This window comes from Sphingomonas sp. AX6, from assembly GCF_902506605.1.
In the GTDB taxonomy this organism is placed as follows: Bacteria; Pseudomonadota; Alphaproteobacteria; order Sphingomonadales; family Sphingomonadaceae; genus Sphingomonas.
This window is the reverse complement of the sequence record NZ_LR733979.1, coordinates 1,067,024-1,088,265: the sequence shown is the minus strand read 5'-3', so window position 1 is coordinate 1,088,265 and position 21,242 is coordinate 1,067,024. Positions and strand designations below refer to the sequence as shown.

The window sequence follows — 21,242 nt, the reverse complement described above, 5'->3', positions numbered from 1 at the left end:
GAAGGAACGCATAAATCAACGATCCAGACAGGGACCGACAATGGCTGGAGCCAAGAACCACGATTACCACATCCTGCCGGCGAGCCCGTGGCCGCTGCTGGGGTCGCTTGCCGTCCTGATCCTGGCCGCTGGCGGGATTATGTACATGCACGAAGTCGCCTATGGCGGCACCGTCGCGATCCTCGGATTCCTTGCGGTTTCCGCGGTGTTCTGGTTCTGGTGGGCCGACGTCATCCGCGAAGCGCATGCCGGCGACCATACCCCCGTCGTCCAGCTTCACCTGCGCTACGGCATGGTGTTGTTCATCGCCTCCGAAGTGATGTTCTTCGTCGGCTGGTTTTGGGCCTATTTCGATTATTCGCTGTTTCCGCAGCCGATCGCCTATGTCGACGGCACGGTCGAACGATTGACCGACGTTGCGGGCACCTGGCCGCCAGCCGGTCTGTTGGTGCTCGACGCGTTCAAACTGCCGCTCCTAAACACCTTCATCCTGCTTCTGTCGGGCACCACCATCACCTGGGCGCATCACGGGCTGATCCACAATCAGCGCGGCGGCGACATGAAGGGCATCTGGGGCCTGATGGGCGTCGGTTCGAACGATGTCGTCAAGAAGGGCCTGTGGCTGACGATCATCCTCGGCATCATCTTCTCGTTCGTTCAGGCATATGAATACAGCCATGCGCCGTTCGCGTTCGGCCAGTCGAACTACAGCTCGGCCTTCTACATGGCGACCGGCTTCCACGGCTTTCACGTCATCATCGGCACCATCTTCCTGATGGTCTGCCTGGCGCGCGTGTATAAGGGTCACTTCACCCCCCGCCAGCATTTCGGCTTCGAAGCCGCGGCTTGGTACTGGCATTTCGTCGACGTGGTGTGGCTGTTCCTGTTCGTCTCGATCTATGTCTGGGGCGGCTGGGGCGCCGAGGCGATTTAACTCGATTTGAAGGGAGCGCGCGCCGGTGGCGGACCAATCGCCTGATCCGGTGCGCGCTTCGCTTCACGGGCTTTGCCCGCGCTGCGGCGCGAAGACCTTGTATGACGGCCTGCTGAAATTCGCAGGGACATGCCGAAATTGTGGTCTCGATCTGTCGACCTTCAATGTCGATGACGGACCTGCCGCTTTCCTCACCACCATCGTCGGTACGTTTCTGGTCATCGGCGTGCTGGTGCTGGAGGCGACGGTCGGCCCGCCCTTCTGGGTGCATGTCGTCCTGTGGGTGCCATTGACGACGGCCGTGGTGGTCGGATCGCTGCGCATCGCCAAGGCGGCGCTCCTGTTCTTCGAATATAAGAACGCCGCGCGCGAAGGTCGCATCGTCGATGAGGACCGCCCATGAAACTTCCCGTCATCCCCACCCTGGTCGTCGGCCTGGCGGTCGCGGCGATGCTGGCGCTCGGCGTCTGGCAATTGGGTCGCGCGGACGAGAAGGAAGCGCAGATCGCCCGCCATGCGCAAAACATGGCGCTCCCCGAAATCGCCCTGCCCCGCTTCCCCGTGGGCGACGAAAACCTGTTCCGCCGCGCGCGCGGCATGTGCATCGAGGGCAGCGGCTGGGAAAACGAAGCCGGACGCACCGCCGACGGTAAATTGGGGTTTCGGGTGATCGGGCGTTGTCGAACCGGCGTCGAAGGGCCGGGCTTCCCGATCGAACTCGGCGTCGCGACCGAGCCCGACTACGTGCCGACCTGGACCGGCGGTGAAGTCAGCGGCGTGCTGACCCAGGCCCCCGACGGCCAGTCGATCCTGAGTCGCGCACTCGGCAAGGGCACCCCGCGCGAATTGATGCTCGTGCTCGACAACGCACCGCAGGGCCTTTCCACCAGCCGCGCCCCCGATCCGTCCACTGCGCCCAACAACCACCTGTCCTATGCGGTCCAGTGGTTCGCCTTTGCGGGGTTTGCGGTGCTGATCTACCTCTTGGCGCTCAGGCATCGGCAAAAGGGATAACCCCTCACCGTTCGTGCTGAGCTTGTCGAAGCACTGTCCTTCTTGGCCCGAAGAAAAGGACAGTGCTTCGACAAGCTCAGCACGAACGGGAATTTATTGTCTATCCAACGACAAACCCCAGCCTCCCCCGCCCCAATAAACCCCATGCTTGCCGCATTCTCCCGCGCGCCCTAATCCACCGGGCCATGCACTATGTCAGCACCAGGGGAACCGCGCCGGTCCTCGATTTTCGGGGCGCGACGCTCAGCGGATTGGCTTCGGACGGCGGGCTTTATCTGCCCGAAGCTTGGCCGACCATCGACGCCGACGCGATCCGCGCTATGGCGACGCAAAGCTATGTCGATGTCGCGGTAACCGTGATGGCCCCCTTCGTCGGCGACGCGCTGACCAACGAAGAACTGCGCGACCTGTGCACGCAAGCCTATGGCCGCTTTGCGCATGCCGCGGTGACCCCGCTCGTTCAGCTCGACCACCGGCATTTCCTGCTCGAGCTGTTCCATGGCCCGACTCTGGCGTTCAAGGACGTGGCGCTGCAATTGCTGGGGCTGTTCTTCGAACGCTTCATCCAGCCCGGCGAAGCGCCGCTGACGATCGTCGGGGCGACCAGCGGCGATACCGGATCGGCAGCGATCGACGCGGTCGCGGGGCGCGAGGGCATCGACATCTTCATGCTCCACCCCTCGGGCCGCGTGTCAGACGTGCAACGTCGCCAGATGACGACGGTGTTCAGTCCCAATGTCCACAACATCGCGATCTCGGGCGATTTCGATACCGCGCAGGCGCTGGTGAAGGCGATGTTCAACGACCCCGGCTTTTCCGGACGCTTCCGGCTGTCGGCGGTCAACTCGATCAATTGGGCGCGGCTGATGGCGCAGGTCGTCTATTATTTCTACGCCGCCAGCCGCTTAGGCGCGCCGGAACGGCCAGTCGCCTTTTCCGTGCCGACCGGCAATTTCGGCGATGTTTTCGCAGGGCATGTTGCCGCCCGAATGGGCCTGCCGGTCGCCAAACTAATCGTGGCAACCAACGTCAACGACATTCTCCACCGTGCGCTGTCTCGTGGCGATTACTCGTCGGCAACGGTGACGCCCACGGCGGCACCATCGATGGATATCCAGGTCAGCTCCAATTTCGAGCGCCTGCTGTTCGATGTGGGCGGGCGCGATGGGGTGGCACTGGCCGAACAGATGCGCGGGTTCGAATCGACGCGGGCGATGCAGTTGACCAACGCACAGCGAGAGGGTGCCGCGTCGTCATTCGCCAGCGATTCGGTCGATCCCGACGCGATGGCGCAGGCGATGCGCTGGGCAAAGGAATCGACCGGACACTTGCTCGATCCCCACACCGCGATCGGTCTTGCGGCAGCTCGCAGGGCGGAAATTAACGACACGCCCATCGTCACGCTGGCCACCGCACATCCGGCCAAGTTCCCCGATGCGGTCGAACGCGCCACCGGCCAGCGCCCATCCTTGCCCGCGCGCATGGGTGACCTGTTCGACCGCGAAGAACGCTATGCAGAGTTGCCCGGCACCTTCGACGCGGTTACCGCCTATATCGCCGAGCGAGCAACCGCGCGCTGAGCCTTCCCCCCGCGCGCCCGAATTGGCATGGGGAAGCCATGAACCTCATTACCCTGACCGGCGAGCCCTGGGCGGATTACGGCTTGATCGATTGCGGGCATGGCCGAAAGCTCGAACGCTATGGCCGTTTCCGCTTCATCCGCCCCGAACCCCAGGCGATGTGGGCACCCGCGAGCGACGACTGGGACGCCGACGCCGAATTCGTCCCCGCCTCCGACGAGGATGGCGGTGGGCGCTGGCATTATTTCCGCGACGTGCCGGAGGAAGGCTGGCCGCTCGGCTGGGACAAGGTGAAATTCACCGCCCAGACGACGCCCTTCCGGCATTTGGGCTTCTTCCCCGACATGGCGCCGGTGTGGACTTGGCTTCGCGGACAGATCGTCCCAATCGAAAACCCGGAAGCACTCAACCTGTTCGGTTATACCGGTGTCGGTACGCTCGCCCTGGCCAGCGGCGGCGCGCGGATGGTGCATGTCGATGCGTCGAAAAAATCGGTCGAGGCCGCACGCCAGAATGCCACATTGTCGGGCATGAACGATCTGCCGGTCCGCTGGCTGATCGAGGATGCGGGCAAGTTCGTCGCACGCGAAGTCCGCCGCGGCCGACGCTACGACGCAATCCTGCTCGATCCGCCCAAATGGGGCCGCGGCCCCAATGGCGAAGTTTGGAAGCTCGAGGAAGGCTTGCCCGACCTGATCGCCGATTGCCGCAAATTGCTCGACGAAAATTCGGCCTGCCTGTTCCTGACCGTCTATGCCGTGCGCATGTCGGCGCTGGCTATCGGCGAACTGGTGCGCCAAGCATTCGCCGACCTGCCCGGTACGGTCGAGGCAGGCGAATTGACGGTACGCGAAGAGTCCCGCGGGCTGGAACTGCCGACCGCGATCTTCGCACGATGGTCACGCAACGGTTAGGAAGACGGCGATGCGGATGATCGACCTGAGTTCGTGGCAAACCGCCTTGTTCACGCTGGGCGCGATCGCGTTCATTACGCTGATCGGAGTCGGCGTGCGCCTCTTGGCGATGATGACCATCCAGCAGCGCCGCGAACGCGCCAATCGCCAGATCAACGAGCGGCTGAAGACGCTGATCGCCGCCTATAAGGTGCTGGGCGGATCGTTCACCGGCGACCTGACGGTCGACCCCACGCATCTGCGCGAGTTACGGCGGCAACGCGCGGAAACCGAAACGATCGAGGACGCCACCGAGCCTCCGGAACGCCCGCGCCGCATTCGCGATGCGGTGGAGGCGGCGCTATCCGACATCATCCTGCTCGGCACCGAGGATCAGGTTCGGCTTGCCGAGCGCGCCGCGCGCGATCTGGTCGCGGGGCGCGCCGTCCATACCGGCGAACTGGTGGTCGCACTGCGCGATTTCATCCGCCACGCGCTCGACCTCGATCCCGTCCCCGCCGATCTTGCCATCCCGATGCAGGGGCCGACGCGCCCATCAAACGGTGGCCGCGGCGGCAGAGGCGACGCCCGCGGCGAACGGCGTGGCGGTGGTGGCGGCATGGGCGGCGGTGGTAGCGGTGCAGGCGGAGTTGGCGCGGGCATGGCGGTCGATCCGCCATCGGGCGCCGCGTCGTGAGGCTTTACGGGTTCGACTTCCAGTCGAAGATCGTCCGCATCCCTGCACGATAGGCGTCGGTCGCATTCGCGGCATGGGTGCCGCCCTCGATTTCGACGAAGCGCCAGCGCCATGGCTTATCGCGATGCCGCCAATGTTCCGCCCAGCGCAGTGCCTGGGCACGCAGATCGGCGCGGTCGCGAGTGCCGCTGGACAGGATCAGATGGGTGTCGGCCCGCGCCGTCGGCATCGCCAAATACCGCTCGGCCCCCGGCTCGAACGCGGCATTGCTGGCGATATGCCCCCAGAACAGATCGGGCCGCGTATAGGCCAACCACAATACAAACCCGCCGCCGCGCGACTGGCCGAACAGGATGCGCCTCGCCGGATCGCTGCGATAGCGCCGCTCGATCTGCGGAAACAGTTCGCCGCTCAAAAATTGCTGGAAGCGTGGCGCGCCAGCCTGCGCTTCGGTCAGGCTCGCATCGGGGGCATTGAAATCGATGCTCCGCTTGTTGACCGGGCCGAACCCGCCGTAAGCGATGCCGACGACGATCGCATCGGGCAGGCCGTCGTCATAGTGAACGAACAAGTGATTGCCGCCCAGGATCGGGAACAAGGTGTCGCCGTCGAGCAGATAGACGACCGGGTACTGGCGATCGGTTCTTTGGTATAGTCCACCGGCAGGCGGACATGGATGTGGTAATCATGCCCGGTCGCGGTCGATCGCATCTGGAAATAATCACCGGTAATGGCGGGCAGCGACGCGATCTGCTGAGGCGCAGGCTGCGGAGTCGATGTGCAGGCAGCGAGTGATACCGCGCCGATCAACAATAACCCGTTCCGCATTTTCCTGCCCCCCTTTGCGCTAACCCCTGGCCATCCGCATCGCCGATCCTGCCACGAACGGCGCTCCCGCGACAAGCAACAGGCTGGTCGCGGCGAGCAGCTTGATCGCACCGGCCCCCTCGCCCGCCCCTGCGCCGAAAATCAGCAGCGGCAGCGCGAAAGGCAGCATGACGAGCCCCGCCAGCGCGCCCGCGCCGCGGAGCCCCGCGACCAACGCGGCGGTGATGACGCCCAGCGCCGCCAGCCCCGGCGTGCCGATGGCGAGCGCGATCAGCGTGGTGCGCAATTGCGCCGCCTCCATTCCCAGCAGTGCCGCCGCCGCCAACGTCGCGATCAGCAATGCGGGCGCAAAGCCCAGCCAGTGCGCGACCATCTTTGCCGCCGCGATGGTCGGGTCGGTGAGCCCGCGCACGACGAGCTGGTCGATGACCCCGCTTTCCATGTCGGGGACGATCAACCGCTCGACCGGCAGCAAGGCCGCGAGCAACGCCGCGGTCCACACCGCGCCGGTGGCGATGCGCGTCAGGATGTCGCGATCCGGGCCGACCGCGAACGGAAACAGGATGACGGCGAGCAGGAAAAAGGCGATCGGCAGCGTCAGCCCGCCGCTGGTCCACGCCCTGCGCAGGTCGCGGGCAATCAGGCTCGCAAATACGCTCATGCCGGGCGCTCCAGCCGCACTTGTTGCGCATCGGCAAGCGCGATCGGCGAATGGCTGGCGACCAACGCCACCCCGCCCGCCGCCCGGTGCTCGGCGATCAGCGCCTCGAGCATCGCTACCCCTTCGCTGTCGAGCCCATTGGCGGGTTCGTCGAGCAACCACAGCCCGGCGCCGCTGGCGATCATCCGCGCTAGCCCAGCGCGCTTGCGCTGACCCGTGGATAGCAGCCGCACCGGTACCGGTTCCAGCCCGCCCAACCCTACGCGCTGGATCGCTGCCGATAATCCGTCCCGCCCGCCGTCGATTGCTGCCCAAAAACCGAGCGCCTTGCCCAGCGCGTGTTCGGGATCGAGCGCATGATCTTCCGCCAGCAGTGCGACACCGCCCACTCGTCCGATACGGCCCGAAAATGGCTTGAGCAAACCCGCGGCCAGCCGGAGCAGGCTGGACTTGCCGATCCCGTTGGGGCCGCTGACCAGCGCCGCATCGCCTGGACCCAGCATCAGGTCGAGACCCGAAAACAGCATCCGCCCGCCACGCACGCAGGCGACCTCGCTCAGACGAAGCGACGCGGCGCTCACTCGTGCTCGGCGTCTTCCAGCGCGTGCATATCGTCGTCGGACAGCCCGAAATGATGCCCGACCTCATGCACGACGACATGGGTGATCAGGTCGTCCAGCGCGACGCCGGTGTCGCACCATTCGTCCAGCAAGGGCCGACGATAGAGATGAATGCGATCGGGCAGCCCGCCGCTGTCGAAGCTCGATTTCTCGCCGATCGGACGACCATGATAAAGCCCGGTCAGCTCGAATGGATCTTCGAAGCCCATCAGTTTCAGCGTCTCTTCGTCGGCGAAATCCTCGACGATCAGGACCACGTCCTTGAGGTGGGTGGAGAAGGGCTCGGGAATGCGCGCCAGCGCCTCGCGCGCCAAGGCTTCGAGCGCGTCGTTGTCGGGGGCGTGGAGCGGCGCTTGCGTCGGCATGGGCCATGCCATAGGCCGGAGCCCCGAGACGCTGCAAGGGAGAGGGCGAGCCATGGTCGAACAACTGAGCGACGCCGAACGCGTCGATGCGCTGGACGGCCTGCCCGACTGGGACGTGGACGAGGCCCGCGACGCGATCACGCGAACCTTCACCTTCGACGATTTCTCGCAAGCTTTCGCCTTTATGACGCAAGTCGCGCTGCTCGCGGAGAAGGCCGACCACCATCCCGAATGGTCGAACGTCTATAACCGGGTGGATATCTTGCTGACCACGCATGACGCGGGCGGATTGTCCGAACGCGACATCTACATGGCGCAGAAGATCGACGCGCTGGTGGAGTGAGCCACCCCCAACCCGTTCGCACTGAGTAGCCGCGATAGCGGCGTATCGAAGTGCTGTCCTTCTTGGCACGAAGAAAGGACAGTGCTTCGACAAGCTCAGCACGAACGGAACTGAGTCAGATCAGTTCTGAACCAACCGGATCAGCGTGCCGTCGGGATCGACCAGATAGGCGATGCGCTTGCCCGACGCTTCGACCTTCGCCGGATGCAAGCGCGGCATTCCCCAGCATTGCTCGGGCACGCCCGCCGCGAACGCCTGCGCATAGATCGCGTCGATATCGTCCAGCCTCAAACAGCAGCCGAACGAACTGCTCAGCGGATCGAGGTCGGGAAAGGGGAAGAATTCGAGCATCGCGTCGCCACGTTCGAGGATCATCCAGCTTTCGTCGCGCCAGCCCTGTTCAAACCCCAACGCGGTATAGAATTGCGCCGTCACCTCGAAATCGCGCGACGGCAGGTTGGGGGTTGCGCGATCGGCCATCACAGCCCGCCGCGGCCCTGTTTCCTGAGCGCGCCCGGCATCCAACGCGCCGCGAATTTCATGCGGCGTGCAGTCTTGCCGATGACCGTGTGAATCGCATCGCCATGGACGGCCTGCCACGCCAGTTCGGCAACCTCATTGAGTGGCGTAAACTCGAGCCCCGCCGCGCGCACGCGTTCGCGGACATTCTGGTTCGATCCGGTCACGCCTGCATCGAGCAAGGGTGTATCGATGAAACTCGGCATGATCGACCGCACCCGGATGCCGTCCTTCGCCCATTCGCCGTCGAGCGCTTCGGTCAGACCGCGTACCGCGAATTTGGTCGCCGAATAGACCGAAGCCCCACCGGTGCCGTAAATCCCCGCCGCGGACGCGGTGCTGAGCAGGCACCCGCCCCCCCGCGTCGCCTTCAGATAGGGGTGGCCGATATGCGCGCCATTGACGACCCCGGTCAGGTTGATCGCGATCAACCTGTCGAGATCGTCGAGCGGCGTACTCGCGAACTCGCCCCCCACCGCGATCCCGGCATTGTTGAACAGCACGTCCAGCCGCCCGCCACTCGTCGCGACGAACGCGGCCAGTTCCTTGCGCCACTGCTCTCGGTCGCGCACGTCCATGACATGCGCGGTGCAAAGACTGGCGGGCAACAGCGCCCGCGTCTCCTCAATCCCCGCGGCGTTCACATCGGAAACCCCAACACGCCACCCCTGCGCGGCGAAATATTGCGCGACCGCGCGACCGATCCCCGATCCGCCCCCGGTGATAAAGATCGCCTTGGTGTCCGCCATCATATCCGCTCCGCCTTCGTTCTCGGTCATCGAGCACAACCTTCCCGAAGCGGCGATGCCATGCCAGCGGTTTTTGACGAATGCACCACAAGTCCCCACAACCCGGGACGATGACCTCGCCCGCCCCCGCCATCCGGATCGACTCACTTTGCAAGCGCTACGGCGAAACGGTCGCGGTGGACCGCGTCTCGATCGACATCGCGCGCGATAGCTTCGTCGCGCTGGTCGGGGCATCGGGATCGGGGAAGTCGACCCTGCTCAGAACAATCAACCGCCTGGTCGCACCCGATACCGGGACGATCGCGCTGGATGGCGTGGCGGTGCACTCCGACCTGCCGCTGGTGCGTCGCCGTTTCGGCTATGTGTTTCAGCATATCGGCCTGTTCCCGCATCTGACCGTGGCCGAAAACATCGCGATTGGGCTGCGCATCGCCGGTCGCCCAATAGCGGCGGAACGTGTTGCCGAGTTACTGGCGCTGGTCGATCTGCCCCCGGACATTGCCAAGCGCATGCCCGATGCGCTGTCGGGCGGGCAGCGCCAGCGGGTGGGCGTGGCACGCGCGCTCGCGCCGGAGCCGCATATTCTGTTGATGGACGAACCCTTTGGTGCGCTCGACCCGGTTACGCGCGACGGCCTGGGTCGCCGGGTGCGGGCTTTGCACGACCGGCTCGGCCTGACGACGATCATGGTGACGCATGACATGGCGGAAGCATTGATCCTGGCGGATCGCGTACTGGTGATGGACGCCGGACGGATCGTGGCCGACGCATCGCCGACCGCGCTGATGACGGGCGATCACGGACCCGTCGTCGTTGACCTGCTGGCGGTCCCGCGCGAACAGGCGCGTGCGCTCGCCGCGATCGGTGCCCGGTGACCGACGTCCTCACGCGCGTCCCCGAGCTTTTGGCCCAGCATATCCTGTTGTCGGCCGCGGCGCTGTTGCTGGGGCTGGCGGTCGCGGCACCGCTCACGATCTGGTCGGCGCGCAGCCCGCGCGTGGCCCGCATCGCGCTCGGCGCAGCCAGCCTGATCCAGACCATCCCTGCGCTCGCCCTGCTGGCGTTGTTCTTTCCGGTGCTGTTGTGGCTATCCGGCATGGTCGGCGGCGGCATCTCGCCGCTCGGCTTCCTGCCCGCGCTGATCGCGCTGTCGCTTTATGCGCTGCTGCCGATCCTTCGCAACGGCGTGACCGGCCTCGCCAATCTCGACCCCGCAGTAATTGAGGCGGCGGACGGCATGGGGATGACGCGCAACCAGAAGCTGCGTCTGGTCGAACTACCGCTGGTCGCACCCTATCTGATGGCGGGGATCCGCACCGCTGCGGTGTGGACGATTGGCGCTGCGACGCTGTCGACAACGGTTGGCCAACCCAGCCTGGGCGACCTGATCTTTGCCGGGCTTCAGACCCAGAATTGGGCGCTGGTGCTGGCGGGATGCATCGCCTCCGCCGCGCTGGCACTTAGCGTCGATGCGTTGCTCGGTCTTGCCGAACGCGGGATCGCCAACAGGCGGCGGTGGATGACGTGGACGGGGGTTGGTGGATTGATTGCCGGGACGTTGATCGCGCTTTCGCCGATGATCGTTCCCCGCCCGCCCGTGGTGACCATCGGTGCCAAGAATTTTGCGGAACAGTTCATCCTTGCCCGGCTGATTGGCGATCGGCTGGAGGATGCCGGATACCGGGTCCGATACCGCGAAGGGCTGGGATCGGCAGTCATCTTTGGTGCGCTCGCAAGCGACGAGATCGATGTCTATGTCGATTATTCGGGCACATTGTGGACCAACCAGATGCAGCGCGGCGATGTGCCTTCGCGCGCCGAGATCGTGACCGGTGTCGGCGAATGGGCGGCGGCAACCCATGGCGTTCGGTCGATGGGATCGTTGGGTTTCGAGAACGCTTATGCCTTTGCGATGAAGGCGGACGAAGCATCGCGGCGCGGCATCACGACGCTGGATGATCTGGCGCGCGCCGCGCCGGAATTGAGGCTGGCGAGCGACCTCGAATTTCTCGAACGGCCCGAATGGTCGGCGGTCCGCGACGCATATCGTCTCCGCTTTGCGTCAGCGCGTGCCTACAGTCCCAGCTTCATGTACCGCGCGATCGACGCCGGAGACGCCGACGTCATTTCCGCATTCTCGTCCGACGGACGTATCGCCGCACAGCGATTGACGGTGATCGGCGACCCGCGCGGCGCGATTCCCGGCTATGACGCGGTGCTGCTGGTTGCGCCCACACGCGCCGACGACGCACGGTTCATCGGCGCGCTTCAGCCCCTGATCGGTGCAATCCGCGTCGATGCGATGCGCCAGGCCAATCTGATGGTCGATCGCGATACCGACAAACGCACCCCCACAGACGCCGCCCGCTGGCTGGCCACGGAGATCGATCGATGAACCCCGACCCGATCGGTACGCTCGCGACCTTTGGCGACATCCGCATCCTGTTCGTCATGGCCTGCGAGCCCGAATATGGCCCGGCATTGCGCGCCCGCATCCGCCCGGTGATGACCGGCGTCGGCCCGATCGAGGCCGCGATAGAGACCACGCGCGCGCTTCAAGTGCTGGCCGATGCCGGGACGCCGCCCGATCTGGTGTGTTCGCTGGGGTCGGCGGGATCGCGCAAATGTCGGCTGGGCGATGTCTATCAGGTCGCGTCGATCGCGTGGCGCGACATCGACGCATCGCCGCTGGGCTTTGCGCGCGGAACGACGCCGTTCGTCGATCATCCGGTGGTGGTGCCGCTGCGCACCCCGATCCCCGACGTGCCGACCGCCAGCCTGTCGACCGGTGCCAATGTCGTCACCGGCGATCATTATGCCGCGATCGACGCCGACATGGTCGATATGGAAAGCTTTGCGGTATGGCGGGCCTGCCAGCGGTTCGGGGTGGAGATGGTCGGATTACGCGGCATTTCCGACGGGCCGGGCGAACTTGCGGGGCTGGAAAGCTGGACCGAATTGCTGGGGCATATCGACGTAAAGCTGGCCGAAGCGGTCGATGCGCTGGCGCGCGCGCTGCGCTAACCGGTTGCACGCGAACGTCCCCCTCCCCTAGGCTCGCCTGCGAACCCGTATCGCAGGAGTCCTCATGCACCGTCGCCAGTTCCTCGCTTCCGCCAGCGTCGCCGCCACGCTCGCCGCCCTGCCCGCCGCCGCGCGCGGGTTCCAGCTTGCCGGCGAAGACGCCCGGTTGCGTGAGATGCTCGACGGATTTTTCTACGCACGGATCGACGAAAGCCCCGAGGGCGCGACCGCATTGGGCCTCGACACCGGCGCACGAGCGCCCCTCCGCTCGCAATTGTCGGATGCGTCAGCTGCGGGTCGCGCCAAGGATATCGCCCGCACCCGGACCGAGCTGGCGCAACTCAAGACCATCGATCGTGCCAAGCTGAACGAAGATTCTGCGCTCGATTACGATGTCGTCGAATATCAGCTCGAACGCGGGTTAGAGGGCGCGCAGTTCGATTATGGCGCGACCGGCGGACGCTATGTCCCCTATACGATCAGCCAATTGTCCGGCGCGTACCGCGACGTGCCCGATTTCCTCGCCAACCAGCACCGCGTGCGCGATGCCGCCGATGCCGACGCCTATCTCTCGCGGCTTCAGGCGTTCGCGACCGTGCTCGACCAAGAAACCGAACGCCAGCGCGACGACGCGGCCAAGGGTGTGTTTGCGCCCGACTATATCCTCGACACCACGCTGAAACAGTTCGCCAGCGCGCGTGAGCCAGCCGCTGCCGAACACAACCTCGTCACCAGCTTCGCCGCCAAGCTGAAGGGTGCAAACCTGCCCGAAGCCCGCGCTGCAGAGGCTGCACGACTGATCGAAACTGCCGTCTATCCGGCGCTCGATCGCCAGCGTGCGCTGGTCGAACAGCTTCGCGCGCAGGCCAAGCATGACGCGGGCGTCTGGCGGCTTCCGGACGGCGAGGCCTATTACACCGCCGCCGCCAGTGCCGCGACGACGACCAACCTGACGGGCGATGAAATCCACAGAACCGGCCTCGAGCAAGTCGCCGAGCTGAATGCGCGGATCGACACGATCCTGAAGCAACAGGGCATGAGCCAAGGCAGCGTCGGCGAGCGGCTGATCGCGCTCAACAAGCGTCCGGACCAGGTCTTTCCCAATACCGATGCGGGGCGCGAACAGCTGCTCGACATGCTCCGCCAGCAGGTGCGCGAAATCGACGCGCGGCTCCCCGAACAGTTCGCAGTGCTGCCCAAGGCCTCGGTCGAGGTGCGCCGCGTGCCGGAGGCGATCCAGGCGGGGTCGGCGGGTGCCTATTACCAGTCCGCCTCGCTCGACGGGTCGCGCCCGGCAACCTATTTCATCAACCTGCGCGACACGTTCGACCGGCCCAAATTCGGCTTGCGCACGCTGACGCATCACGAAGCGTCGCCGGGGCACCATTTGCAGGTCTCCAGCGCGCTCGAATCCGATGCGATCCCGCTGATCCGCAGGCGCGGGGGCTTTTCCGCCTATTCGGAAGGTTGGGCGCTCTACACCGAACAGCTTGCCGATGAGATCGGCATGTTCAAGGCGATTCCGCTCGAGGAAGTCGGCTATCTCCAGTCGATCCTGTTCCGCGCGACCCGCCTGGTGGTTGATTCCGGCCTGCACTCCAAACGCTGGAGCCGGGACAAGGCGACTGACTATTTCCTCGCCACCACCGGCATCGCGCGCGGGCGTGGGCAGAACGAAATCGATCGCTACACCGTCTGGCCGGGCCAGGCGACCAGCTACAAGATCGGCCACAATGTCTGGGTGGACCTACGCAACGAAGCGCGCGAAAAAGCAGGCAATGCGTGGGATCCCAAGGCATTTCACGCCATCCTGCAAAAGGGTGCGATGCCGCTAACCGTGCTCCAGCGACAGGCGCGCGCGCGAATGGCGTAACCGCTATTCGGCGGGTGTCGGCACCAGTTCGGCGTTGCGGCGAACAAGCGCTGCTCTGGCGTAACACCGGAGCAGCGCCGCCCCCCCTGCAAGCAGGATCAGGTCGAACGCGATATAGATCGACTGCATCGCACCGCCGAGCGCGATCAGGTGCACCGCGCCGATCGCCACCATGACCGCGCCCAGCGCGCTCGCAAGCCATGTCTTCACCCGCGGACCATCCGCGGACGCTGAGGCCACCGCGACGATCGACGCCAGTCCGATCCAGAAAAAACCGACCAGCGGCGCATCGACGCCCAGGGTCCAGCGGGCGACCAGCGCGAGCGCGATCAGCAGCGGACTGGCCCACAACACGGCCTGCCACGCCCCCTCCAGCCGCGGGCTCGCACGACCGCGCTGGCGGCGCTTGACCAGCCAGATCGACATGCCGGTGCCCGCAACCACCGTCAGCGCCGCGCCCATCAGGATATAGGCGAGCTTGACCGGCAACCCGCCAAAGCTGCCGAAATGCAGCTTGTAGGTCGACGATGCGGCCTGCTTGCCGATCTCGCCATCGGCCAGTCCCTGGGTGCGCAGGAAATTGCCGTTCGAATCGTACACATAATATTCGCCGAAGATCAGCCGACGCGGATGATCGCCGACCAGTTGGAGATGCTGCCCGGCCTTGCCCGGATCGTGCATCGTCACATAACTCAAACGGACATCGGGAAAGCGCGTCGCGAAATCGCGCATCGCGCCTGCGATATTGGCGAGCGGCGCAGGACGATCGTCATGGACGCCCTCCGCCCCGAAGATCGGCGCATAGGCCGCCTCTACATCGCCGCCATACCAGGTTTTGGCGGTGATCTGCGTCGTCAGGATCGACAGGCCGAGCAGCGCGCCGGTGACCGCGATCGCCAGCCCGAACGGCAGCGTCCATACCCCCAGCCGATTGTGCCAGTCGGCCAGCGCCAATTGCTTCTGCCCGCGCGCGCGCAGTCGGAACGCGTCACGAAAGATGCGCGGATGCGCCAGCACGCCGCCGACGATCAGCGTCACCATCATCACCCCCAGCGCGCCGACCGCAATCAGCCCCCACAGCATCGGCAGGTGCAGATAATAATGAAGGTGGATCAGAAACTCGGTCCAGGCATGTTCCTCGCGCGCGGCAATGCTGCCGTTGGCGTTGAGATAGAAGGCGCGATTGTCGGTGGTGACCACCGGGCGCGGCAAACCGTCCGTCGGCATGGTGATATAGAAATGCTCGGTCTCGCGCGGTTCGGTCGCGAGCACCGTATCGGCAGCACGTTGCACGGCTTCGGGCGAGAGCGTCGTCGCTTCCGCAACCGTCGGCTGCTCCCAGCGCTGCCATTCCTGATGCACCACGATCAGCGTACCCGACAGGCACAGGATATAGAGCAGCGCGCCAGCCAGCAGCCCGACCGCGGCATGGCCCGAAAGCGCACGACGAACCAGGTCGGAAGACAGGATATTCTTCATGCCATCCCCCAGAACAGCGCGGCAGACGGAATCGCGGCAACTGCGACAATGCGAATCATGTGCATCACGCGGTCCTTGAGCATCACGAGCGTCGTGACAACCGCCCAGGCGACCGGAAAGGCGAACATGCCCGCAACGCCCGCGTTGGCCTCTCCCCAACCCGCTGCGCGGGCCAGCGTCTGCCCCGCCAACGCGACCAGCATTGCCGCCACCGCCGATGCCGGGACCGCGAGCAGGAAGACGAGCATGCGCCGCCCCAGCCCGGCCCAGCTTTCGCTATGCAGCGTCACCGTGGTCGCGACGTCGCGCGGCGGCGTCGATCTCCGGGGTCGTGGGGCAGTGATCGCGGCATGGGCAAGCGCCACGAACGCCAAGAGCGTCGCGACCGACGCGCCCAGCGCCAGCCCCCACGCCCCGTCGCGCCCCATCAGCGCGACCAGCCCAACCGCGATCAGCGCCCAGCCCGCACCGACGCGCAAGCCACGATCTTCCCGACCCCATCCGAGCCGGACCAACAAAACGCCGAATGCAGCGGCGATCAGCGCAACTGCGATCACATCCGGTATCCGACGGTCGCGATCACCGTCCGGCGTTCGTTGGGATAGCAATCGCCGCGCGCCAGACAGGTGGTGAAATATTGCTCGTCGGTCACGTTGCGCGCATTGACCGACAAATCCCAATTGCTCCAGCGATACCCGATGCTCGCATCCGCCACCGTGTGACCATCGACCGCGATGATCAGCGGGGTGCCCGGCGCGGGCGTGCCGACACCGTTGAACCCGCTGCTCTCATTCTCGCCCTGATACCGCACGCCGCCGCCTAGTCGGAACCCGTCGAGCGCGCCCGCGAAACGATAGGTGGCAAACAACGACGCCTGATGCCGCGGGATCGACGCCAGACGGAAGCCATTGGGATTTTCGTGGTCGAGGAAGCTGTAATTGGCATCGACCAGCAATCCGCCGATCGCCAGATTGCCTTCGACCTCGACCCCGCGGATCGTCGAGATGCCGAGTTGCTGACCACCACCGCCAGGCAGTGCCTGGGGATTGGGCAGATTGCTCTGTTCGATATCGAACGCGGCCACGGTGACGAAAGACCGGGTATCGGGGATCTGCCATTTCAGCCCCGCCTCATACTGGCGCCCCTCCTGCGGCTCGAACGCTGCAAGTGTATCTCGGTCGATCCCCAGCACTGGCTGAAAGCTTTCGGCATAGCTGACATAGGGCGACAGCCCGAACGGCCCGCGATACAGGACACCGCCGGAAAAGCTGGTCGCGCTGTCTTTTTGCGGCGTCGCACGACCGGTGCGGTTGGTGACCCAGTCGAACCGCACGCCGCCGGTGACGATGAACGGCCCGGCAGTGACCTGATCGTTGATGTACAGGCCGGTGCTTTGGACGAAGTTCGACGGCGCGCGGAAAAAGGCGGCAGCGATTTCGGCGTCGGTCGGTGCGTCCTCATAGGTCGGGTCGAAGACGTTGATCGTGCCGCCGTTAAAGATATAGGCAGAATCGTTGTCGGTCATCACATCCTGATACTGGACCCCGCCAAGCACCTGATGTTCGATGCCGCCTGTGGTGAATTCCCACCGCAACCGCGCGTCCGTGGCAAGCGCTTCACTTCGCGCATCCGAGGCGTAGAAAGTCCATGCGGCATCGCCATCGGCATCGATCCGGGGCACACCGACTGCCAGAAAAGCGGGCCAAGCCTGGTTGTAAATCGCGTTCGACGCCGAATATCGCCCGACCGCCTCGAAGTTGAGGCCTTCCGCCAGTCCCTGCTCCGCGATCAGCGTAACCGTAACGCTTTCCGAATCGTAGCGGTTGAACCCCGGTTTCCCGAAATAGGCGAGCGGATCGATTTCGCGCCCGCTGACATGCGGCAGCAACGTCCCCTCCAGTGGCAGAAACTGGTGGCCCGTATCGGTCTTCTGGCTGGTATAGTTGGTCAGCAACGTGATCGTCGTCGAGTCCGTCGGCTGCGCACTGAACGACGGGGCGATGACGATCTTTTCCTCATCGACCTGATCGATCTGGGTGCCGGTGTTGCGATACAGGCCGGTAAAGCGGAAGAAGCCGGTGCCGCCGGTGCCGGGAATGGCAGTGTTGAAATCGGTCATCGCTTCGTATCGATCGAAATTGCCGACACGCCCGCGCACTTCGAACAACGTGCCGTCGAACGGCCGCTTCGTCACGACATTGATGATACCACCCGGCGATCCTGCGCCATAGAGCACCGATGTCGGACCTTTGAGCACTTCGACCTGCTCCGCCAGATACAGGTCGGGACGGGGGTTGTTATAGAAACCGAACAGATATTGAAGATTGTCGCGATATTCGGGCACGCCCAGCCCACGGATGGTGGCGAAATCGCCGCGCATGTCGAAGCCGTACGTCTCCGCGGTGACGCCCGCGGTATAGGCCAGCGCGTCGTCGAGCGTTTCGAACCCCTTGTCGCGGAAGTCGCGCTCGGTTTCGATCGAGATCGATCGCGCAGTCTCCAGGATCGGGGTGTCCGACTTGGTCGCGCCGAACCGCTCCAGCTCGCCGGTAACGATGATTTCTTCTGAATCGACCGAGGGACGCTGCTGGCCTGAGGATTGCTGCGCGACGGCGGGTGAAGCCACCGCGAAGAGAGATACACCCAGCAGCAAGACGGAACGCGACATTGAAACCCCCGATGATTATCTTGGGGTTCCGCTAATGCGAGTCGTTCCTATTTGCAAGACTTATTGCGATCCCTTCGCGATAGAGGCGATCCAAATCGCAATGCGCTATCCCAGGCGGCGGAGCATTCGCCATTCCGCTCCACTCGCGCGGTAGTTGCTTGCGCCGACCTGAAGAAATGATGCGGGTTACGATGCCCCGTAACTTTGTAGCCGCGCGCGAGGCGAGGACATCACGCAACGAAATTTTCTGGAATGGAGTCGCCCCGCGAACCATCAACTGGCCAGCGCTTCGCGTACAGCGTGTGTCGAATGGGAATCAGGACCGGGCAGCGCCGGGTGTTAGACCGGCTCGACTAAGATCTAGACCGCCTGAGATTTCGGCCTCCAACCGCCCGATCGCGACCAATGGCTTCGACCATCCGGTGTCCAACGCAAAAACGCCCCCGGGGCGAACCACGGGGGCGTTTTGATGTGTTGGTTGCGGGGACAGGATTTGAACCTGTGACCTTCAGGTTATGAGCCTGACGAGCTACCGGGCTGCTCCACCCCGCGCCAACCGGAGACGCAAATACGCGCCGAGCCGTACGGCCAGGCGCGCAAAGCGCTTCGAAAATGTGAATGGGTTTTCCAAAATTCCCAACCGCACAAGCTACAATGCCTGGCGACGACCTACTCTTCCACTACTTAAGCAGTAGTACCATCGGCGCAGTCTGGTTTCACGTCCGAGTTCGGGATGGGATCGGGTGGGTCACAGACGCTATAGCCACCAAGCAATGAAGCTTGTGCTGTCGGGGTTTTGGGTTTTCAAATCGTGCACTTAATGTTCAAGGCGTAATGATGTCATCCACATCACGCCAACACTGGATAACCAGCGCTGTCGTTGATGGTGGGACTCATCAGGTGCGAATAGGACAATTAGTATCGGTTAGCTTCATGAATTACTTCACTTCCACATCCGATCTATCAAGGTCGTGGTCTCCGACCGTCCTAAGAAATCTTATCTCGAGGGAGGCTTCCCGCTTAGATGCTTTCAGCGGTTATCCCGTCCATACATAGCTACCCAGCTGCGCTCTTGGCAGAACGACTGGTACACCAGAGGTATGTTCAACCCGGTCCTCTCGTACTAGGGTCAACTCCTCTCAAATTTCGACGCCCACGGCAGATAGGGACCAAACTGTCTCGCGACGTTCTGAACCCAGCTCACGTACCACTTTAATTGGCGAACAGCCAAACCCTTGGGACCTGCTCCAGCCCCAGGATGTGATGAGCCGACATCGAGGTGCCAAACAACCCCGTCGATATGAGCTCTTGGGGGTTATCAGCCTGTTATCCCCGGCGTACCTTTTATCCGTTGAGCGATGGCCCTTCCACGAGGGACCACCGGATCACTATGACCGACTTTCGTCTCTGCTCGACTTGTCAGTCTCGCAGTCAGGCTGGCTTATGCCATTGCACTCTAACGGTCGGTTTCCAACCGACCTGAGCCAACCTTCGCACGCCTCCGTTACTCTTTAGGAGGCGACCGCCCCAGTCAAACTACCCGCCACAGAGGGTCCCTGAACCAGTTTCATGGTTCGAGGTTAGACATCAGAAAACAACAGGGTGGTATTTCACCTATGGCTCCACGTCAGCTGGCGCCAACGCTTCAAAGCCTCCCACCTATGCTACACAGTTCTTTCCTAATGCCACTCTGAAGCTGCAGTAAAGGTGCACGGGGTCTTTCCGTCTAACCGCGGGTACTCCGCATCTTCACGGAGAATTCAATTTCGCTGAGCATGTCCTGGAGACAGTGGGGAAGTCGTTACGCCATTCGTGCAGGTCGGAACTTACCCGACAAGGAATTTCGCTACCTTAGGACCGTTATAGTTACGGCCGCCGTTTACCTGGGCTTCATTTCAGAGCTTGCACTCCTCCACTTAACCTTCAGGCACCGGGCAGGCGTCAGGCCCTATACGTCGTCTTGAAGCCGACTTAGCAGAGCCCTGTGTTTTTGCTAAACAGTCGCTACCCCCTGGCCTGTGCCCCCTCATACTGCTTGCGCAATGTGAGGGCCTCCTTCTTCCGAAGGTACGGAGGCAATTTGCCGAGTTCCTTCAGGACACTTCTCTCAAGCGCCTTGGTATACTCTACCTGACCACCTGTGTCGGTTTCGGGTACGGTCTATACGGTGGGGCTATTTCCTGGGACAACTTCGAAGCACGATCAATCCGTTAAGATCGTACAACACACGTCATCCGTCACACACCACCAGGCTGCGGAATATTAACCGCATTCCCATCGACTACCCCCTTCGGGCTCGTCTTAGGGGCCGGCTCACCCTACGCGGATTAGCCTTGCGTAGGAACCCTTGGTCTTTCGGCGACAGTGCATCTCACACTGTTTATCGCTACTCATGTCTGCATTCGCACTTCCGATACCTCCACCGTCGGTTACCCTTCGGCTTCGCAGGCTTACGGAACGCTCCGCTACCGCTCAGATCAAAGATCTGAACCCTAAGCTTCGGTGCATCACTTTAGCCCCGTTACATCTTCGCCGCAGGAACCCTTATTTAGACCAGTGAGCTGTTACGCTTTCTTTAAAGGATGGCTGCTTCTAAGCCAACCTCCTGGTTGTTTTGGGATTCCCACATGCTTTCCCACTTAGTGATGACTTGGGGACCTTAGCTGTAGGTTAGGGCTGTTTCCCTTTTGACGACGGACCTTAGCACCCGCCGTCTGTCTCCCGAGCTGTACTCGTAGGTATTCGGAGTTTGGTTAGGTTTGGTACCGCTCGCGCAGCCCTAGCCCATCCAGTGCTCTACCCCCTACGGTAATCACTCGAGGCTCTACCTCAATAGATTTCGCGGAGAACCAGCTATTTCCCGGCTTGATTGGCCTTTCACCCCTAAACACAACTCATCCGGTAACTTTTCAACGTTAATCGGTTCGGTCCTCCAGTGCGTGTTACCGCACCTTCAACCTGGTCATGCCTAGATCGCCGGGTTTCGGGTCTAATG

At 63.5% G+C, this 21,242-nt stretch carries 19 protein-coding genes, 1 tRNA gene, 2 rRNA genes and 1 pseudogene (1 of these 23 cut by a window edge); 11 read left to right on the top strand and 12 right to left on the bottom strand.

Annotated elements, in window-relative coordinates; all coding sequences use genetic code 11:
• Positions 1 to 40: 40 nt before the first annotated feature.
• The 6 genes from ENHY17A_RS05385 to ENHY17A_RS05360 all read left to right on the top strand — a co-directional run bounded on the left by ENHY17A_RS05385 (position 41) and on the right by ENHY17A_RS05360 (position 5,118).
• A complete protein-coding gene (locus ENHY17A_RS05385; protein ID WP_159710772.1) occupies positions 41 to 934 on the top strand; it encodes a cytochrome c oxidase subunit 3 in 894 nt (297 codons plus the stop codon).
• Positions 935 to 959: 25 nt separating this feature from the next.
• Entirely contained in the window at positions 960 to 1,337 is a 378-nt protein-coding gene (locus ENHY17A_RS05380; RefSeq protein ID WP_159710770.1) for a DUF983 domain-containing protein, read from the top strand.
• Entirely contained in the window at positions 1,334 to 1,948 is a 615-nt protein-coding gene (locus tag ENHY17A_RS05375) for an SURF1 family protein (RefSeq protein ID WP_159710768.1), read from the top strand. Before ENHY17A_RS05380 ends, ENHY17A_RS05375 begins: the two co-directional genes overlap by 4 nt.
• A gap of 185 nt (positions 1,949 to 2,133) precedes the next feature.
• The gene (gene thrC / locus ENHY17A_RS05370) at positions 2,134 to 3,528 is read left to right on the top strand and encodes a threonine synthase (RefSeq protein WP_159710766.1); all 1,395 of its coding nucleotides are present in this window, start codon (positions 2,134 to 2,136) and stop codon (positions 3,526 to 3,528) included.
• A 38-nt stretch (positions 3,529 to 3,566) separates the two neighbouring features.
• On the top strand, positions 3,567 to 4,442 hold the full coding sequence (locus ENHY17A_RS05365) for a class I SAM-dependent methyltransferase (RefSeq protein ID WP_159710764.1): 876 nt from the start codon (positions 3,567 to 3,569) through the stop codon (positions 4,440 to 4,442).
• A gap of 10 nt (positions 4,443 to 4,452) precedes the next feature.
• Complete coding sequence (locus ENHY17A_RS05360) at positions 4,453 to 5,118, top strand: hypothetical protein (RefSeq protein WP_159710762.1); 666 nt, start codon at positions 4,453 to 4,455, stop codon at positions 5,116 to 5,118.
• 4 nt (positions 5,119 to 5,122) lie between these two features.
• Here the strand turns inward: ENHY17A_RS05360 and ENHY17A_RS05355 are convergent.
• From ENHY17A_RS05355 to ENHY17A_RS05340, 4 genes and pseudogenes are all read right to left on the bottom strand, one after another.
• Positions 5,123 to 5,752 (bottom strand): annotated as a pseudogene (locus tag ENHY17A_RS05355) (alpha/beta hydrolase); the annotation flags it as partial.
• Positions 5,753 to 5,965: 213 nt separating this feature from the next.
• Positions 5,966 to 6,607, bottom strand: a complete 642-nt coding sequence (locus ENHY17A_RS05350) for a heme exporter protein CcmB (RefSeq protein ID WP_159710760.1) — start codon at positions 6,605 to 6,607, stop codon at positions 5,966 to 5,968.
• The gene (gene ccmA, locus ENHY17A_RS05345; protein ID WP_159710758.1) at positions 6,604 to 7,188 is read right to left on the bottom strand and encodes a heme ABC exporter ATP-binding protein CcmA; all 585 of its coding nucleotides are present in this window, start codon (positions 7,186 to 7,188) and stop codon (positions 6,604 to 6,606) included. Before ccmA ends, ENHY17A_RS05350 begins: the two co-directional genes overlap by 4 nt.
• Positions 7,185 to 7,592: a metallopeptidase family protein gene (locus tag ENHY17A_RS05340; protein WP_159710756.1), complete on the bottom strand. Its 408-nt coding sequence runs from the start codon at positions 7,590 to 7,592 to the stop codon at positions 7,185 to 7,187. The genes ccmA and ENHY17A_RS05340 overlap by 4 nt, the downstream gene beginning before the upstream one ends.
• 52 nt (positions 7,593 to 7,644) lie before the next feature.
• Here ENHY17A_RS05340 and ENHY17A_RS05335 point away from each other — a divergent pair, with 52 nt between their 5' ends.
• Positions 7,645 to 7,935 carry a 4a-hydroxytetrahydrobiopterin dehydratase gene (locus ENHY17A_RS05335; RefSeq protein WP_159710754.1) on the top strand — a complete coding sequence of 97 codons (291 nt, stop codon included), beginning with the start codon at positions 7,645 to 7,647 and terminating at the stop codon, positions 7,933 to 7,935.
• A gap of 120 nt (positions 7,936 to 8,055) precedes the next feature.
• Here the strand turns inward: ENHY17A_RS05335 and ENHY17A_RS05330 are convergent, their stop codons facing one another.
• Positions 8,056 to 8,415 (bottom strand): bleomycin resistance protein, encoded by a 360-nt coding sequence (locus ENHY17A_RS05330; protein WP_159710752.1) that lies wholly within the window; start codon positions 8,413 to 8,415, stop codon positions 8,056 to 8,058.
• Entirely contained in the window at positions 8,415 to 9,233 is an 819-nt protein-coding gene (locus tag ENHY17A_RS05325) for an SDR family oxidoreductase (RefSeq protein WP_443018287.1), read from the bottom strand. The genes ENHY17A_RS05330 and ENHY17A_RS05325 overlap by 1 nt, the downstream gene beginning before the upstream one ends.
• Before the next feature lie 80 nt (positions 9,234 to 9,313).
• On the opposite strand from ENHY17A_RS05325, the gene ENHY17A_RS05320 reads away from it, so the two are divergent.
• The 4 genes from ENHY17A_RS05320 to ENHY17A_RS05305 all read left to right on the top strand — a co-directional run bounded on the left by ENHY17A_RS05320 (position 9,314) and on the right by ENHY17A_RS05305 (position 14,100).
• The gene (locus ENHY17A_RS05320) at positions 9,314 to 10,078 is read left to right on the top strand and encodes an ATP-binding cassette domain-containing protein (RefSeq protein ID WP_159710750.1); all 765 of its coding nucleotides are present in this window, start codon (positions 9,314 to 9,316) and stop codon (positions 10,076 to 10,078) included.
• A complete protein-coding gene (locus tag ENHY17A_RS05315) occupies positions 10,075 to 11,598 on the top strand; it encodes an ABC transporter permease/substrate-binding protein (RefSeq protein WP_159710748.1) in 1,524 nt (507 codons plus the stop codon). The genes ENHY17A_RS05320 and ENHY17A_RS05315 overlap by 4 nt, the downstream gene beginning before the upstream one ends.
• Positions 11,595 to 12,227 carry a 5'-methylthioadenosine/S-adenosylhomocysteine nucleosidase gene (locus ENHY17A_RS05310; protein WP_159710746.1) on the top strand — a complete coding sequence of 211 codons (633 nt, stop codon included), beginning with the start codon at positions 11,595 to 11,597 and terminating at the stop codon, positions 12,225 to 12,227. Before ENHY17A_RS05315 ends, ENHY17A_RS05310 begins: the two co-directional genes overlap by 4 nt.
• A gap of 64 nt (positions 12,228 to 12,291) precedes the next feature.
• Complete coding sequence (locus tag ENHY17A_RS05305) at positions 12,292 to 14,100, top strand: DUF885 domain-containing protein (RefSeq protein WP_159710744.1); 1,809 nt, start codon at positions 12,292 to 12,294, stop codon at positions 14,098 to 14,100.
• A gap of 3 nt (positions 14,101 to 14,103) precedes the next feature.
• Here ENHY17A_RS05305 and ENHY17A_RS05300 read toward each other — a convergent pair whose 3' ends face one another.
• The 6 genes from ENHY17A_RS05300 to ENHY17A_RS05275 all read right to left on the bottom strand — a co-directional run.
• Positions 14,104 to 15,579, bottom strand: a complete 1,476-nt coding sequence (locus ENHY17A_RS05300) for a PepSY-associated TM helix domain-containing protein (protein WP_159710742.1) — start codon at positions 15,577 to 15,579, stop codon at positions 14,104 to 14,106.
• The gene (locus ENHY17A_RS05295) at positions 15,576 to 16,136 is read right to left on the bottom strand and encodes a hypothetical protein (protein ID WP_159710740.1); all 561 of its coding nucleotides are present in this window, start codon (positions 16,134 to 16,136) and stop codon (positions 15,576 to 15,578) included. Before ENHY17A_RS05295 ends, ENHY17A_RS05300 begins: the two co-directional genes overlap by 4 nt.
• Positions 16,133 to 18,247: a TonB-dependent siderophore receptor gene (locus ENHY17A_RS05290; protein ID WP_159710738.1), complete on the bottom strand. Its 2,115-nt coding sequence runs from the start codon at positions 18,245 to 18,247 to the stop codon at positions 16,133 to 16,135. The genes ENHY17A_RS05295 and ENHY17A_RS05290 overlap by 4 nt, the downstream gene beginning before the upstream one ends.
• A 475-nt stretch (positions 18,248 to 18,722) precedes the next feature.
• Positions 18,723 to 18,799 (bottom strand) — tRNA-Met (locus tag ENHY17A_RS05285).
• A 104-nt stretch (positions 18,800 to 18,903) separates the two neighbouring features.
• A 5S ribosomal RNA gene (gene rrf / locus ENHY17A_RS05280) occupies positions 18,904 to 19,018 on the bottom strand.
• Positions 19,019 to 19,142: 124 nt separating this feature from the next.
• A 23S ribosomal RNA gene (locus ENHY17A_RS05275) occupies positions 19,143 to 21,242 on the bottom strand (it continues 695 nt past the right edge of the window).

What these genes read in the sequence shown, in the direction of transcription:
- ENHY17A_RS05385 (WP_159710772.1), top strand. Translation starts at nt 41, where the DNA reads ATGGCTGGAGCCAAGAACCACGATTACCACATCCTGCCGGCGAGCCCG.
- ENHY17A_RS05305 (WP_159710744.1), top strand. Translation starts at nt 12,292, where the DNA reads ATGCACCGTCGCCAGTTCCTCGCTTCCGCCAGCGTCGCCGCCACGCTC.
- ENHY17A_RS05335 (WP_159710754.1), top strand. Translation starts at nt 7,645, where the DNA reads ATGGTCGAACAACTGAGCGACGCCGAACGCGTCGATGCGCTGGACGGC.
- ENHY17A_RS05365 (WP_159710764.1), top strand. Translation starts at nt 3,567, where the DNA reads ATGAACCTCATTACCCTGACCGGCGAGCCCTGGGCGGATTACGGCTTG.
- ENHY17A_RS05320 (WP_159710750.1), top strand. Translation starts at nt 9,314, where the DNA reads ATGACCTCGCCCGCCCCCGCCATCCGGATCGACTCACTTTGCAAGCGC.
- ENHY17A_RS05325 (WP_443018287.1), bottom strand. Translation starts at nt 9,233, where the DNA reads ATGACCGAGAACGAAGGCGGAGCGGATATGATGGCGGACACCAAGGCG.
- ENHY17A_RS05300 (WP_159710742.1), bottom strand. Translation starts at nt 15,579, where the DNA reads ATGAAGAATATCCTGTCTTCCGACCTGGTTCGTCGTGCGCTTTCGGGC.
- ENHY17A_RS05330 (WP_159710752.1), bottom strand. Translation starts at nt 8,415, where the DNA reads ATGGCCGATCGCGCAACCCCCAACCTGCCGTCGCGCGATTTCGAGGTG.
- ENHY17A_RS05375 (WP_159710768.1), top strand. Translation starts at nt 1,334, where the DNA reads ATGAAACTTCCCGTCATCCCCACCCTGGTCGTCGGCCTGGCGGTCGCG.
- ENHY17A_RS05360 (WP_159710762.1), top strand. Translation starts at nt 4,453, where the DNA reads ATGCGGATGATCGACCTGAGTTCGTGGCAAACCGCCTTGTTCACGCTG.
- thrC (WP_159710766.1), top strand. Translation starts at nt 2,134, where the DNA reads ATGCACTATGTCAGCACCAGGGGAACCGCGCCGGTCCTCGATTTTCGG.
- ENHY17A_RS05310 (WP_159710746.1), top strand. Translation starts at nt 11,595, where the DNA reads ATGAACCCCGACCCGATCGGTACGCTCGCGACCTTTGGCGACATCCGC.
- ENHY17A_RS05290 (WP_159710738.1), bottom strand. Translation starts at nt 18,247, where the DNA reads ATGTCGCGTTCCGTCTTGCTGCTGGGTGTATCTCTCTTCGCGGTGGCT.
- ENHY17A_RS05350 (WP_159710760.1), bottom strand. Translation starts at nt 6,607, where the DNA reads ATGAGCGTATTTGCGAGCCTGATTGCCCGCGACCTGCGCAGGGCGTGG.
- ENHY17A_RS05340 (WP_159710756.1), bottom strand. Translation starts at nt 7,592, where the DNA reads ATGCCGACGCAAGCGCCGCTCCACGCCCCCGACAACGACGCGCTCGAA.